Genomic DNA, 14857 nt, shown 5'->3' with positions numbered 1-14857 from the left:
GGGATCTGGAACGGAAGCTCAATCGGGAGTTCGACTTTGTCATGACGGGGCTCGAGACAGAAATGGACCGCATCGTGCTTGAAGAGATGGGCGAGGCCATTGTCCATTTGCTGCGCAACGCGGTTGACCACGGTCTTGAGCCTCCGGAGGTGCGTGAACAGCAGGGAAAGCCGCGGCGTGGAACCGTTCGTTTGTCGGCCTATGCGTCTGGTGGACACATCTATATCGAGGTTGCGGATGACGGCGCAGGCATCGATCGAACGCGCGTTCTTCAGTCTGCGATAACAAAAGGCGTGATCACGCCCGAGGAAGGCGCGTCCATGTCCGACGAGGCCGTGTATGAACTGTTGTTTCGATCCGGATTCAGCACGGCGAAAGAGGTATCGGACATTTCCGGTCGGGGCGTCGGGCTTGACGCGGTGCGCGATAAAGTGGAGTCGCTCGGTGGGAAAATCCGCATCGATACGGAACTCGGTCGAGGCACGACGTTTGTGATCGAATTGCCGCTTACGCTCGCGGTTCTTCCGGCGCTTCTTGTCTCCGTGCGAGGGCAGACATTTGCGATTCCCACGGCGAATGTGGACGAGGTCGTACGACTCCGAGAAGCAGACGTGCGGTATGTGCAAAACGAGCCTGTATATCCAAGTGGGGACAGGGTTGTGCCGATTGTCGACGTGGCGGAGTGGCTTGGACTTGGCGTGAAACAATGGATGTTCCCGCAGACTGCGGTTGTATGTCGGAGTGGGAAGCAGAAGCTCGTGATGGTCGTCGACAGGGTTCTGGATGAATTGGAGATTGTGAACAAGTCTCTTGGTCGTTACCTGGAGGGGGTCCGTGGATTTTCGGGAGCGACCATTCTCGGCGACGGAAAAGTGTCGCTCATTCTAGACGTTCGGTCTATTGGGCAATTCGGGTGAGAGAAATCGAATGGATTGAGGAGGGATCCATGGTGGAGTCCTATGTGATCATGAGGGTGGGTGACCAGCGCTATGGCGCGCATGTGTCGCAGGTGCAATCGGTGGAACGCCTCGGGGAGATCACACCTGTCCCGCGCACGTTGAGCTTCATCAAAGGCGTGATCCACTTACGCGGTGCGGTCGTGCCAGTGATCGACCTCGCAGAACGTGTGGGATTGGCGCATCGAGCGCAGAACGCTGACGAAATGCGTGTTGTGATCGCAGAAGTCGAAGACAGAGTTGTTGGCATGATTGTCGATGGCGTGGAAGACGTCGTTCAGATTCCACTCGAGACCATTGAACCTCCACCGGCCGTCGTAGGTGGTTTACAAGCGGTGTATCTAAGGGGCGTAGCTCGTGTAGAAAATGAGCTGTTGGTTCTGCTCAATTTGAATTGTGTTTTTTCTGCGGCCGAATTGGAGCAGCTGAAGCAGATTGAAGAGTTCATCATCAGTTAAACCGCCTGAGTTTCGCGGCAGATGGAAATACATCGCATGGAGGTTAACATGACTCAACGTCCATTTTCACGACGCCAATTACATCAGCAATGGCAGTCCGTTGAACGGGCCGCCCGAGAAGTCGAGAGACTCATCACACAGTACGGGGGACTAACGGATCAAGCTAAGCACGATATTCGAGCGAAGCTAGATGAACTATTAGGCGATCTGGAGTATTTTTTTCTCATTCGACGAGATGGGTATGCGGAAGTGCATACGAATCGATTGCGAGAAGGTGTCTATTTTACGGACGAGGTTGGGTTGAAGTGTGCCTCTATCACGGAGACCTCCGCATTTGATTATCCCCGTAACACGGGAGAACGGATTATCGATATCTCCACACCGGTTTATGTTAACGGACAATCACCTTATGTACTTCGTTCTGGACGTATATTTCCAACTTTGAGTCGAAGATTCAAAGGGCCTATCCCTTTTTTCTTAGCACAATTGGCCGGCATTACATGCGCTCTCGTTGACCCACGTTTGCATGCCGTATCTGCGGGGTTGTGCGCAGTTGCAACCGTCTTTGCGCTGATAGAGTTTATTCGATTCGAAGTGCATTATAAGAGCTGGATCGCGTTCATGCGTGAAATCAGTCATGGTCGTCTCGGCAAACGTATGCATCCTAAAACACGTGACGAGTACGGGCAGTTGGCGTTTGAACTGAATAAGCTGGTGATCGGATTCGAAGATATGCTCCGTAGGATGATGAATGCCTCAAATCAATTGATGGATAGTGCCCAAGAACTCGAAAGCAGTGCGCAGCAAAGTACTGCCGCTCTGCAAAGCATTGCCGCTTCCATGCAAACCACCAGCGTCAGCGCTGAAGAGCAAACGCAGCATATGCAGGACACGATGACCGAGGTGCACCATGTTCAGAAACAAATTCAGGAGCTCAACGACTTTATACAGGCTGTAGCGTCTACGGCCAAAGATGCAATGCAGCGAGCAGAAGAAGGAAATGCTTCGTCTGCACGTTGGGTAGAACGTTTGCAAGCCATTGTGGACCAAGCCACGGGCCTTTCGCAATCCATTGACTCTCTCGATCACATTATGTCCGTGATGGCGGATGCTCTCTCGACGATTCAGAAGATCACAAGGGACACACATCTATTGGCCCTCAATGCATCCATTGAAGCTGCTCGAGCCGGCGAACATGGGAGAGGCTTCGCAGTTGTCGCAACGGAAGTGCGTAGGTTAGCCAATCTGTCTTCAGAACATACCAAGAAAATCAAGATGCAGGTTGCTCAAATACCCAACATTCTTGCTCAGGTACGCAATAACATGAGTCAAACAGCGACGTCTATCCAAGAGGGTATGACTGCCGCCACCGAAACAGGTAGTGTTCTGACAAATATTCATCACGCGATCTCGGATGTTGCAGAGGATACAGCACACCTTCGCTCCGTGATTCACGATATATTCCAAAGCGGAAAAAAGATGATCGAGATCTTAGAAAGTACTCATGCACTCTCGAACGTCGTACGAGAACAAACCGAGTCAATCAGTGCATCAACCGAAGAACAGTATGCGATTACGGAGGAAGTCGCACGAGCGGCATCGGTGGTATTCCAGTCAACGCGGGATCTACGTGCGATCATTGAGCGTTTTGAGCTTCAATCGCCATAATGCATAGTTTACAGGCCGCTAGCACTTGGCAGGGCTAGCGGCACAGCACTACCCCGAAACGATGGAATAATGGATGTAACAGAAACCGGAGGGATAGGAGTGGCACTTGCCAACTCCACGCGATGTGGGCGACTCTTCAATAACACGGGCCGAGTTGTATCCATGAAGAAGAAAATAAAATCGTCGAGATCCGCAACTACCTGAGAGAACACCCTCTGGCCAACATCTACGAAGTCTCACAAGGTACGAGTGCAACATATGAAGAGATCGTCGATCTCATCCGTAGGGGCAAACTTTTGCTGCGTCAATATCCGAACATGACGTACCCATGTGAAAGATGTGGTGCACCAACGCAATTTGGGCGGCTGTGTACGAATTGCGCACAAGAATTAAGCTCAGGGATTGAATTAGGTTAGGTAAAATATTCTGTAAATAAACCATATAAAGAGAATAATAACAAGAAGTTCTATAGAAAGGAATGACCTTCTCTGAGGGGTATTATTCATGAACGACACACTGAGGAGCTCATCGTCGGAATCAGTGCCATCGGTGTCTCTTAGAAACACTTAACCTACGCTCTGGCGTTCGACATGTACGCACAAAATCTCCTCGAGTGCTTGGGAGGATACCTGAAACGTGATGTTTCGTCTACGCAAGTGACGTATGAGCTGAATCTTGCCTTCTCCAAGCAAAAAAGCAGTGAAGGAAAATGTGTGGCTTTCTTCCTTGATGCGTATGCTTATGGGGTTGTAGGTTGATCCCATAAATTCCGACCGTTCAGTAAGATAGATGGCTTGATTCCAGGCTTGAATAAACTGCAGGCGTTCATCCGAAGACAGTTCTGCACCATTCAAAGACACAGACTGAGTTTTAGAGGATTCCAAGGTCGGATAAATTGACACGGACGATAGCCATCGATTAACCCATGCACTCACTGGATTGATTATAAGCACCAAAACAGGGATTACCACTGCAGCTAAGTATGCTATCCAAGCTGGAATCGCCAAGTTCATAACTCCTTTCTGCACATTCACGAGTCTTTGGGACGTAAAATGCCCCTTTCTGCTGGTTGCTAGCAAGGTAAATAAAGGAATTCGGAGAAAACTGCCGATGAAATGCGCCAAAGGGCGTGCTACGCTCAATCACTTGCGACCTGCTTTCGATATACATCACTTGTAAGACGCACACCGTATGAGAAAAGGTTACATGGAAGTGGCGTGGCGGAGGCTTCTTGCAAGATGTTCTGGATTTCTCTCTCCTGCGCGCAGAAATTTCGCTTCCAGCATGGACGTACGCGGAGAGTTCTGTATCATGTTGATGAGGAGTGGGAAGGCGGCGAAATCGAATTGCCGAAGGTCAAGACGCGATACGTGTGCCAGATGTGTGGCCACGTGGAAGTGAAATGGATGGGGCGATGCCCTGCCTGCGGCGAGTGGAACACGCTTGTGGAGGAAGAGGTGGCCCCAAGCGGCCGATTCGCGCCGTCCAAGGCGCGGGTGGTGCCACAGCCGATGGTGTCCATTCCAGCCCAGGCGGAGAACCGGCTGAGCACGGGGCTGTCCGAGTGCGACTTCGTGCTCGGAGGCGGCGTGGTGCCCGGGTCGCTTGTGCTCATCGGCGGCGATCCCGGCATCGGAAAGTCGACGCTCCTGCTGCAGGTGTCGCACGCGATGGCAAAGAACGGGCACCGCGTGCTCTACATCTCAGGCGAGGAGAGCGCCACGCAGATTCGCCTGCGGGCCGAGCGCCTCGGTGCCGTTCACGGTGAATTGTACGTGCTGGCCGAGACGGATCTCGATGCAGCCCTGGAAGCGGCCGTGGAGCTCAAGCCTCAATTTCTCATTGTCGATTCCATTCAAACCGTGTTTCGGCCTGGCCTCTCCTCCGCTCCCGGGAGCGTGGCGCAGGTGCGCGAGTGCACCGGCCTGCTCCTTCGCGTCGCCAAGGCCGAGAACATGGCGACGTTCATCGTCGGGCACGTGACCAAGGATGGGGCCATTGCCGGGCCGCGCATGCTCGAGCACATGGTCGACGCCGTCTTATACTTCGAGGGCGATCGCCATCATATGTATAGAGTGCTGCGCGCCGTCAAAAATCGGTTTGGCTCGACGAACGAGCTCGCAGTCTTCGAGATGAGGGACGACGGCCTGCGCGAGATTGCCAATCCGTCTGAGCTATTTCTGTCGGAGCGCCGCGACATCGCCCCGGGCTCTGCTGTGGTGTGCGCCATGGAAGGGCGGCGTCCGCTCCTTCTCGAGGTGCAGGCGCTCGTCGCGTCTACGTCGTTTGGCACGCCTCGGCGCATGACGACGGGGGCGGACCTGCAGCGGATGAACATGCTCTTGGCGGTCTTGGAGCGGCGGCTCGGCATGCAGCTCGGATCGTGTGACGCCTACGTCAATATCGCGGGCGGGGTCCGCGTGGAAGAACCGGCTGCCGATCTCGGCATCGCGTTGGCGCTCGTGGCCAGCCACCGCGATCGCCCGCTCCGGCAAGGGGTCTACATCGGAGAGGTGGGACTCACGGCCGAGGTGCGGGCCGTGACCCGGCTCACCGAGCGCATTCGCGAGGCGCGCAAACTCGGTTTTCAGCGCTGCATGGTTCCAGCTGGGCAGCCTGTGCCCGAGGCCGTGCCGGGCATGGAGATTGTCCAGGTTCGTTCTGTCCAGGACGCGATCGATCAAGCCTTTTGAGGTGACACTGTGAAGGACGACGCCAAGCGGGAAGCCGCCATCAACAAAATCTTGCGCATGGTTGCGCCTGGTACCGTTCTCCGCGAGGGGATCGAGAATATTTTGCGAGCCAAGACGGGCGGGCTCATCGTCGTCGGAGCGACGGAAACGGTGCTCTCCATGATGGACGGCGGGTTCGCCATCCAGTGCGACCTGACGCCGTCCCACCTGTACGAGCTCGCGAAGATGGATGGCGCCATCATCATCAGTGAGGACGCGAAGAAGGTGCACTACGCCAATACCACGCTGAACCCGGATCACACCATCCCTACGTCGGAAACCGGGACCAGGCATCGCACCGCGGAGCGCGTGGCCCGCCAGAGCGGTCAGTTGGTCATCTGCATCTCGCAGCGGCGCAACGTGATCACGCTATACCAAGGCAATTTGAAATACGTCCTGCGCGACATCAGCGTGATTTTGGCCAAGGCTAACCAGGCGCTTCAGACGCTGGAGAAATATAAAACGGTTCTGGAGCAGGAACTCACGGACCTCAGCGCGCTGGAATTCGAGGAGGCCGTGACGCTGGAGGACGTCACGCGCGTGCTTCAGCGGTTCGAAACGGTGCTGCGCGTGACCAACGAAATTCGCCGCTATATTATCGAGCTGGGCAACGAGGGCCGACTGGTCAGCATGCAGCTCGAGGAACTCGTCTCGGATGTCGACGAGCAGGCGTACCTGCTCATCAAGGACTTTGTTCATCCCGAGTGCCCGCACACGCCGCATCAGATCATGTCGCAGATTCACAATCTCTCTTCCGAGGAGCTGCTCGACGGAGCCCTGCTGGCGCGCATCCTGGGTTATCCGCCGAGCGTCAACCAGCTTGAAGAGAGCGTCCCGTCGCGCGGTTACCGGATTTTGAACAAGATCAGCCGGTTGCCCCAGCCCGTGATCGAAAATTTGGTCGAGCATTTCGGCATTCTGTCCAACATCCTGAAGGCCTCCATGGCCGACCTGGACAAAGTGGAGGGCGTCGGTCCGGTCCGCGCCCGCATGATCCAAAACGGGCTCGGACGCATTCAGGAGCAAGTGCTGATTGACCGTCAGATTTGACCCGCCCGGGAGGCGTGAAGTTTGTCTAACCGATGGATTCCCAACGCGCTGACGGCCCTGAACCTGGTCGCTGGGCTCAGTTCCATGCTGATCCTGCAGACAGGGCGGGTCGGCCTCAGTGCGCTTTTCGTCGTCTTCGGCATGATCATCGACGGCTTGGACGGCCGCGTCGCGCGGTGGCTGCGCGCAGAAAGCGAATTCGGGCGCATCCTCGATTCCCTGTCGGACATCGTGACGTTCGGCGTTGCGCCGGCCATGATCATGTACCACGTGGAACTGCGCCATCTGGGCCTGGTGGGCGATCTCGTCGCCATGCTCTTTCCGCTCTGTGGCGCCCTGCGCTTGGCGCGCTTTCACACCCAGCGCGGTCCCGCCGACACGTTTATCGGTCTGCCCATCACGGCCGCGGGCGGCATCGAAGCCACGCTTGCGCTGACCTCGTCTGCGTTAGAACCCGCGGCCATGATCCTGTCCGCGGCCACTGTGCTCCTGTCGCTCTTGATGGTGAGTTCGATCCCGTATCCCAACTTCAAGCGCCTGTCGTATCCCAGGTCCATATTCGTGTTGGTGCCGTTGTTCGCGCTTCTCATCGCCTGTGTCCTGCGGTTCCAAATCGTCGGCACCGACGTCCTGATCTTCGCCGTCCTCGGATTGTACGCCGCGTACGGCATGGTGCACGCTATTCGCTCGTCCATTGGCGGCCGCAAGCACGGAGACGGTGACATGGTCCACGGCACGAAGAAGTAATTCTTTCGCGCTCGTGCGGGTCGTGGAATTGCTTTACCCGCAGCGTGAAACATGTTACACTGAACACAGCGCTCCAATTTTTTCAAACCCGCTGAACGATCTCGTCCGTCGGCAAAATTCCAGGTGTTTTGGAAGTGTGTCGGTTAGGATGGAATCGCGGACGTGCATACTAGGCATAGGAGGTGACGTCGGATGATGAAGAAGGTCGTGCACCTGTTTTTCGTCGTTGTCGGTGTTTTGCTAGGTTATCAGCTTTGTCCGGACTTATTCTTGGATGTTTTTCATTTGCATCGCTCGTTTGTAACCACCAATTGGTTCGGTGCCGCCGTGGGCGGCGCGCTGTTTTTGGTGGCGACCGTTTCGCTCGCGGGTTACGTGTCCGCGCTCCTGCGCTGGCTGGAGGAGCGACTGAAGAGCGCGCCTCTCGCGGACATCTTGGGCGGAACCATCGGCATGGTCCTCGGGCTGGTGGTCGCATACCTGTTCTCGCCCGAAATCCGCGCCATCCCCTTGGTCGGCGTCGCGGTGGAGTTCTTTGTCGCGGTGTTCTTCGCCTACCTCGGCCTGCGCATCGGATTCACGAAACGAGAGGAGCTGTGGAACCTGTTGGCGGGGCGGCTCTCGCGGGATCGCGACCGTTCCGACGGCAGAGACAAGAAGTCGGGGCTGCGGCCCGGAGACGCCAAGCTGTTGGACACGTCGGTCATCATCGACGGGCGAATTGCGGACCTCGTGGAGACCGGCTTTCTCGACGGCATCTTGGTCATCCCGTCCTTTGTCTTGGCTGAGCTCCAACATATCGCGGACTCGTCCGACGCGCTGAAGCGAAACCGCGGGCGCCGCGGTCTCGACATTCTGAACCGCATCCAAAAGGAGTCCAAGGTCCAAGTCCAAATCGTGGAGACCGATTTCGATGACATCCAGGAAGTGGACGCGAAACTCGTTCGGCTTGCAAAACAGATGCGGGGCAAGGTCGTGACGAACGATTTCAACCTGAACAAGATCTGCGAACTGCAGGGCGTGCAGGTGTTGAACATCAACGATCTCGCCAACGCCCTCAAACCGGTGGTGCTTCCGGGCGAAGAGCTGCAGGTCCATGTCATTAAGGACGGCAAGGAGCACAATCAGGGCGTGGCTTACCTCGACGACGGCACGATGATCGTCATCGAGGGCGGGCGCGAGTACATCGGCGGCAAGATCACCGTCCTGGTCACGAGCGTGCTGCAGACGTCCGCCGGGCGGATGATCTTCGCCAAGCCGAAGCTGTTGGAAAAGGCGCTGTGAGCGGGTAGCGCGTCATGCGCATTTGAGGTTCAATGGTAACGTTGCGAGGGCGAGGGCGCAAAGCGCGTCCTCGACCTTTCTGCTGTCGGGGATTGGGGAAAGGGGAACGCGGATGTGGGTGGCCATTGTGGTGGCGGCCGGTGAAGGCCGTCGCATGGGCTTTAAAAAGCAGTTTCTCGATCTCGCCGGACGGCCGATGTGGCTTCGCTCGGTGGAAGCTATGATCCGCGGCGGCGCGGACGAGATCGTCGTGGTGGCGTCTTCCGCGGACGTCGATCGCATGCGCGAGGAGGCCGGCGGCGTGGGGCTCGAGATCCACTTCGCCGAAGGGGGCGAGACGCGCCACGCTTCCGTCGTGTCGGGGGTCAAGCGCGCGCTCGAGTTGGTTGCGCGCCACAGGGTCGATGCGGCTCGGGCCGCCTTTGCCATTCACGACGCCGCCCGCCCCTTCGTGGCCGAGGAGGATGTGCGGCGCGTGTTTGAGGCCGCCGCGCGAGCCGGAGGGGCGGTGCTCGGATCTCCATGTCGAGACACCGTCAAACGCGTGGAGGGCGGTTTCGTGCAAGAGACCGTCCCCCGGGACAAGCTGTTCCTCGCGGAAACGCCTCAGGCCATTCGGGCCGATCTCGTCTCGCGCGTGTACCTGGAACGCCACTACGGCAGCGAGGACGCTCCCACGGACGACAGCGGGGCGATGGAGGCGGCGGGCGTGCCGGTCGTCGCCGTGGCGTCCACTGCGTTCAATGGCAAGATCACGATGCCTGCCGATCTCGACTATGCTCGCTGGCTGGCGCGCGAACGGTGGGGGAGGGCGGAACATGCGGATAGGACTCGGGTATGATGTGCATCGGATTGCGGAAGGCAGGCCCCTTGTGCTGGGGGGTGTCCGCATCGATGCGCCGTTTGGGCTTGTCGGCCATTCGGACGCCGACGTCGTCGCGCACGCCATCATGGACGCGCTGCTCGGCAGCCTGGGCCTCGGGGACATCGGACAGCACTTTCCGCCGGACGACCCTCAGTTCGAGGGCGCGGACAGCCTGTCCCTCATGGGCGAGGTGGTCAGGATGGTGGGGCGCGAGGGATACCGCGTGGGCAACGTGGACGTGATGGTCATCGCGGAGCGGCCCAAGCTGCTCCCGCACGTGCCGGAGATGCGGAAGCGACTCGCGGAGGTGCTGCAGGTTCGCGAGCGCGACGTGTCCATCAAGGCCACGACGAATGAGAAGATGGGCTTCATCGGCCGCGGCGAGGGGATTGCCGCGCAGGCGGTGGCCCTGGTGATCCCATCCGACGAGGGGAGGCGGATGCCGTGAGCGTTCGCGTCCGGTTTGCTCCAAGCCCCACGGGCCAACTCCATATCGGCGGTGTACGCACGGCGCTGTTCAACTATCTCTACGCGCGCCACACCGGGGGGCAGTTCATCCTGCGGCTCGAGGACACGGACGTGGACCGAAACGTCGCCGGGGTGGAACAGGCGTTTGTGGAGGCGTTACGCTGGCTCGGCCTGACGTGGGATGAGGGCTTCGACATCGGTGGGCCGTACGGACCGTATCGGTGCAGCGAGCGGACGAGTATCTATCGGGAGCATGCGCAGAAGCTCTTGGAATCCGGCATGGCGTACGCGTGCTTCTGCCTTCAGGAGGAAGCGAAGGCGGATCGCCCAGAGGAGGACGCCGACGAGGATCCAGGTCCCGGTGCGGGCGCCTGCGCGGGGGCGTGTTCGTCGCTCCATCCGGCAGAGGCGCTGCAGCGCGTGCGGGCGGGCGAGCCGCACGCCATCCGTTTCCGCGTGCCGTCCGGGCCGCCCATCGTCGTGCAAGACATCGTCCGGGGCGAGATCGTCTTTGCGCGCGAGGATCTGCGGGACTTCGTCATCCTCAAGCGGGACGGCATGCCGACCTACAATTTTCAGGTGGCCGTCGACGATCATCTCATGGCCATCACCCACGTGATTCGGGGCGAGGAGCATTTGTCCAATACACCGCGCCAGCTCCTGATCTACGAGGCGTTTGGCTGGCAGCCGCCGCAATTCGCCCACCTGCCCGTGGTGCTCGATGAGTCGCGAAAAAAGTTGTCGAAGCGCGATCCGAACGTCCTGCCGGTATCGGCGTACCGCGAACAGGGCTACGTCCCGCAGGCCCTTGTGAATTTCCTGGCTCTCCTCGGCTGGTCTCCCGGCGGCGAAGACGAGATCTTCTCGCCGGAGGAACTTTGCGCGCGGTTCGATCTCGACCGCGTCGGCCGCGCTGGCGCCGTGTTCGACGTTGCAAAGTTTCGCTGGATGGCGAACCAGTATTTCAAGTCGCTCGACCCGAAGGCAGCGGTTCGGCTCATCCGCGAGCAAGCCGCGCATCTGAACTACTCGTTCCCGCCGCACGTGGACGATGATTGGCTCGAGCGGGCCGTGGCCCTCGTCCAGGACGGCCTGGCCTGCGCGCGAGAGTTTTTCACTGCCGCGAGGGTGTGGCTCGAGCCCGGCGTGACGTACGATGAAGAAGCGCGCGCCCTGCTCGCGACCGAGGGCGCGGCTCGCGTGGTGCGCGCGTACCTTTTGGCGTGCGAAGAGGACCCGTCCTGGGATGAGGCGGCCAATCGCGCGCGTTTTCAGGCGGTGGGGCGCGCGCTTGGCGTGAAGGGACGAGATCTGTACATGCCCGTGCGGGCCGCGGTGACCGGTCAAACGCACGGCCCCGATCTGCAGAAATCGATGGCGCTTCTGCCGAGAGAGACGGCGATGGAACGCATGCGCCGGGCTCTCGCGCTCGCGAACGCGCCGGAGCATCAGGGGAGGTGAGGATGGCGTGGGGATCCTGCTGTACAACAGTCTGACGGGCAAGAAGGAGCCGCTTGTGACGCTCGAACCCGGCAAGGTGCGGTTTTACGCGTGCGGCCCGACGGTCTATCACTTCTTTCACCTCGGGAACGCGCGCATGTTCGTGGTCTTCGACACCATCCGCCGTTACCTCGAGTACAGAGGGTACGAAGTGCGGTTTGTGCAAAACTTCACGGATATCGACGATCGCATCATTCAGCGCGCGCACGAGCTCGGGATAAGCCCGCGCGAGCTGGCCGAGGAAAACATCCGCTATTACTTTGAAGACGCAGGCAAGCTGTTCATCCGCCGAGCGACGGTGCACCCGCGGGTCACCGAGTGCGTCGACGACATCATTCGGTTCATTCAGGATCTGGTCGATCGCGGCCACGCCTACGAGCGAAACGGCAGCGTGTATTTTGACACGTCCTCCTTCCCGGAGTACGGGAAACTGTCCCACCAGTCGCCGGAGGACATGCGCGCGGGCTACAGAATTGAGGTGCAGGACGAGAAGGACGATCCGGCGGATTTCGCGCTCTGGAAGGCGGCGAAGCCGGGCGAGGAGTGGTGGCCGAGCCCGTGGGGACCGGGTCGTCCAGGCTGGCACATCGAGTGCTCCGTAATGAACTACTTGTATCTCGGCGAGCAGATCGATATCCACGCGGGCGGGCGGGACCTGATTTTCCCGCATCATGAGAACGAGATCGCGCAGAGCGAGGCGCACTCGGGGAAGACGTTCGCGAGGTATTGGCTGCACAACGGCACGCTCAACATCAACGGCGAAAAGATGTCCAAGTCCACGGGGAACTTCATCATGGCCCGCGATCTCTTGGCCCGCAGGGACCCTCGCGCGGTGCGCTTTTTCCTGCTGTCCGCGCACTACCGGAACCCGCTGAACTACACCGAGGAGGCGCTCGATCAGGCGGAGCAGGCGCTGGCGAGGATCGACCGTCTGATTCGGGACTTGGAGCACCGCGCGGAGGCCCTTCAGACGATGCGCGGGGCGCTCGATCGCGCGGAGGAGGTGCCGTCGGACGCGGCGCGCTCGGACGTGGAACAGATCCGGCGTGCTTTCATCCAAGCGATGGATGACGACTTCAACACGGCGGACGGAATGGCAGCCATCTTCGACGGCGTGCGCTTGGTCAATACGCGCCTCGAGGACGGCGGTGTGAACTTGGGCGATCTCCGGCTGTACCGCGATCTGTTCGTCGAGTTGCTCAGCGTCCTCGGCATTCCGAAGAAGGACGAGGCGCGCCTCGAGGACGAGATCGAGCGGCTCATCGCGGAGCGCGCCGAGGCGCGGAAGCGGCGCGACTTTGCGCGGGCGGACGAGATCCGCGACCAGCTTCGGCATCGCGGCATCGTGCTCGAGGACACGCCGTACGGCACCCGCTGGAGCTACGAATCATGAAGGTCGACTGGCGGGTGGATGAGGCTTCGCCGCTTGCGCTCGCGTTTCTGGGCGACGCGGTCTGGGAGATCTATGCGCGCAACCACTGTCTGAATCTCGGCATTCTCCGCCCGCGAGATCTGCAGCGACAGGCGACGCGGTACGTCTCCGCCGCGGCGCAGGCTGAGGCTCTCCGGCTGCTGGAACCCATCCTGACCGATGCCGAGCGCGACGTGATTCGGCGGGGGCGGAACCAGAAGCCGTCCCACACGCGCCGCAATGTCGATGTGGTGGTCTACCGGCTCGCCACCGGCTTCGAGGCGCTCGTGGGCTATCTGTACGCCACGGGCGAGCGGGAACGGCTTGACGAGATCGCCGCCCGCGCGCTCGCGGCGCTCGATGCGCAAAACAACCAAGCGAGGGAGCCATGAAGATGTCCATGAAAGACGGCGCGCGGCACCGGTCGGCGCGCGCACAAGAGGCGGCTGATCTCGTCAAGGGCCGGCATGCGGTGCTGGCAGCGCTTGAGAGCGAACGGCCCGTGAACAAGGTCTGGGTGGCGGAAGGCGCTTCGGGCATGGAGGCCCTCGTGGCGAAGGCGCGGTCTCGCGGCGTGGTGGTTCAGTTCGTGCCGCGCAGCCGGCTCGATGAGATGGCGAGCGCGCACCAGGGGATCATCGCGCAGGTGGCGCCGTATGCCTACGCCGATCTCGACGACGTCGTTCGGCGCGAGACGGGCTTTGCGCCGCTGGTGGTGGTGCTCGACGAGATCGCGGATCCCCACAACTTTGGGGCGATTTTGCGCACGGCGGAGGCGTCTGGGGCGCAAGGGGTGGTCATCGGCAAGCGCCGGCAGGCGCAGGTCACCGACGTCGTGGCGAAGGCCGCCGCAGGGGCGCTCGAGGCGCTGCCCGTGGCACGCGTGGCGAACGTCGCACAGGCGCTCGAGCGGTTGAAACAGGCGGGCTATTGGATTGTCGGTGCGGACGTGGAGGCCAAGGTGCCCTACACCGAAGTCGACTACCGGGGCCCCACGGCCGTGGTCATTGGCTCGGAGGGCCATGGGATGCGCCGGTGGGTTCGCGAGCAGTGCGACTTTCTGGTGTCCATCCCGATTCTGGGCCGAGTGCAGAGTCTGAACGCCTCGGTCGCGGCGGGGGTCCTGCTGTATGAAGCGGTCCGCCAGCGGTCGTAAGGGGCGCCTGGCGCGCCTCGTGATTGTCGATGGCTACAACGTCATCGCGCGGCGGGCGGGACGAAGCCTGACGCAGATTGAGGATCTGGAGGAGGCTCGCCGCGAAATCGAGGACTTGTTGAGTCAGTATCGCGCGATGCACGGCGAGGACGTGATTGTCGTGTACGACGCGCACCGCAGGCCGGGCCTGGGCCACGAGGAGGAACAGGCGGGGGTGCGCATCGTGTTCACGGAGTCGGGGGAGACGGCGGACGCGCGGATTGAGCGGCTGGTGTACGAACTGCGGGACGAATATCGGGAGATCACGGTGGCCACGTCGGATGCCGCCGAGCAACAGGTGGCGCTCGGCGGAGGCGCGCTGCGCATCTCCGCGAACGAGCTATTGGCGCGGCTCGAACGGATGAGGGAGGACATCGAGCGCGAGGCGGAACGCCGTTCGGCGGGCGAGCGGCGGACGCTGCGCGATGCGCTCACGACAGATCTCGCGAATCAGCTCGAACGATGGCGGCGCCGATAGCGGAATGTGTCGAAAATGGCGTCCTGACGCCTATTTTGCTGTCTG

At 60.1% G+C, this 14857-nt stretch carries 15 protein-coding genes; 14 read left to right on the top strand and 1 reads right to left on the bottom strand.

All coding sequences use genetic code 11. The features are described from left to right. From AS26_RS11725 to AS26_RS11715, 3 genes are all read left to right on the top strand, one after another. Nucleotides 1-917 (top strand): chemotaxis protein CheA (locus tag AS26_RS11725; protein WP_174519943.1); only part of this gene is annotated, 917 nt, incomplete at its 5' end. Nucleotides 918-946: 29 nt separating this feature from the next. Next, nucleotides 947-1414 carry a chemotaxis protein CheW gene (locus AS26_RS11720; RefSeq protein ID WP_062309730.1) on the top strand — a complete coding sequence of 156 codons (468 nt, stop codon included), beginning with the start codon at nucleotides 947-949 and terminating at the stop codon, nucleotides 1412-1414. Nucleotides 1415-1462: 48 nt separating this feature from the next. After that, nucleotides 1463-3082 carry a methyl-accepting chemotaxis protein gene (locus AS26_RS11715; protein ID WP_062309734.1) on the top strand — a complete coding sequence of 540 codons (1620 nt, stop codon included), beginning with the start codon at nucleotides 1463-1465 and terminating at the stop codon, nucleotides 3080-3082. Between the two features lie 566 nt (nucleotides 3083-3648). On the opposite strand, the gene AS26_RS14280 is transcribed toward AS26_RS11715, so the two are convergent. After that, nucleotides 3649-4089 carry a YfmQ family protein gene (locus AS26_RS14280; RefSeq protein ID WP_169793497.1) on the bottom strand — a complete coding sequence of 147 codons (441 nt, stop codon included), beginning with the start codon at nucleotides 4087-4089 and terminating at the stop codon, nucleotides 3649-3651. 339 nt (nucleotides 4090-4428) lie between these two features. Here AS26_RS14280 and radA point away from each other — a divergent pair, with 339 nt between their 5' ends. The 11 genes from radA to AS26_RS11660 all read left to right on the top strand — a co-directional run bounded on the left by radA (nucleotide 4429) and on the right by AS26_RS11660 (nucleotide 14812). Next, complete coding sequence (gene radA, locus AS26_RS11710) at nucleotides 4429-5775, top strand: DNA repair protein RadA (protein WP_062309732.1); 1347 nt, start codon at nucleotides 4429-4431, stop codon at nucleotides 5773-5775. Between the two features lie 9 nt (nucleotides 5776-5784). After that, complete coding sequence (gene disA, locus AS26_RS11705; protein WP_062309728.1) at nucleotides 5785-6864, top strand: DNA integrity scanning diadenylate cyclase DisA; 1080 nt, start codon at nucleotides 5785-5787, stop codon at nucleotides 6862-6864. A gap of 21 nt (nucleotides 6865-6885) precedes the next feature. Continuing rightward, complete coding sequence (gene pssA / locus AS26_RS11700; protein WP_062309726.1) at nucleotides 6886-7611, top strand: CDP-diacylglycerol--serine O-phosphatidyltransferase; 726 nt, start codon at nucleotides 6886-6888, stop codon at nucleotides 7609-7611. Between the two features lie 192 nt (nucleotides 7612-7803). Then, nucleotides 7804-8895, top strand: a complete 1092-nt coding sequence (locus tag AS26_RS11695; RefSeq protein WP_062309724.1) for a PIN/TRAM domain-containing protein — start codon at nucleotides 7804-7806, stop codon at nucleotides 8893-8895. 112 nt (nucleotides 8896-9007) lie between these two features. After that, nucleotides 9008-9736, top strand: coding sequence for an IspD/TarI family cytidylyltransferase (locus tag AS26_RS11690; RefSeq protein ID WP_062309723.1), 729 nt, complete (start codon nucleotides 9008-9010; stop codon nucleotides 9734-9736). Further along, on the top strand, nucleotides 9714-10208 hold the full coding sequence (gene ispF / locus AS26_RS11685) for a 2-C-methyl-D-erythritol 2,4-cyclodiphosphate synthase (RefSeq protein WP_062309721.1): 495 nt from the start codon (nucleotides 9714-9716) through the stop codon (nucleotides 10206-10208). Before AS26_RS11690 ends, ispF begins: the two co-directional genes overlap by 23 nt. Continuing rightward, a complete protein-coding gene (gene gltX, locus AS26_RS11680) occupies nucleotides 10205-11689 on the top strand; it encodes a glutamate--tRNA ligase (protein WP_062309719.1) in 1485 nt (494 codons plus the stop codon). The genes ispF and gltX overlap by 4 nt, the downstream gene beginning before the upstream one ends. A 7-nt stretch (nucleotides 11690-11696) precedes the next feature. Further along, the gene (cysS, locus tag AS26_RS11675) at nucleotides 11697-13121 is read left to right on the top strand and encodes a cysteine--tRNA ligase (RefSeq protein WP_062309717.1); all 1425 of its coding nucleotides are present in this window, start codon (nucleotides 11697-11699) and stop codon (nucleotides 13119-13121) included. Beyond that, on the top strand, nucleotides 13118-13531 hold the full coding sequence (locus AS26_RS11670) for a Mini-ribonuclease 3 (protein WP_062309715.1): 414 nt from the start codon (nucleotides 13118-13120) through the stop codon (nucleotides 13529-13531). Before cysS ends, AS26_RS11670 begins: the two co-directional genes overlap by 4 nt. After that, nucleotides 13528-14295, top strand: coding sequence for a 23S rRNA (guanosine(2251)-2'-O)-methyltransferase RlmB (gene rlmB / locus AS26_RS11665; protein WP_062309713.1), 768 nt, complete (start codon nucleotides 13528-13530; stop codon nucleotides 14293-14295). Before AS26_RS11670 ends, rlmB begins: the two co-directional genes overlap by 4 nt. Then, complete coding sequence (locus tag AS26_RS11660) at nucleotides 14270-14812, top strand: YacP-like NYN domain-containing protein (RefSeq protein WP_062309711.1); 543 nt, start codon at nucleotides 14270-14272, stop codon at nucleotides 14810-14812. The genes rlmB and AS26_RS11660 overlap by 26 nt, the downstream gene beginning before the upstream one ends. The last annotated feature ends 45 nt before the right edge of the window (nucleotides 14813-14857 follow it).

Origin of the sequence: Alicyclobacillus sendaiensis NBRC 100866 (genome assembly GCF_001552675.1) — a bacterium.
Lineage (GTDB): Bacteria > Bacillota > Bacilli > Alicyclobacillales > Alicyclobacillaceae > Alicyclobacillus > Alicyclobacillus sendaiensis.
This window is presented reverse-complemented; position numbering and strand designations above follow the sequence as displayed.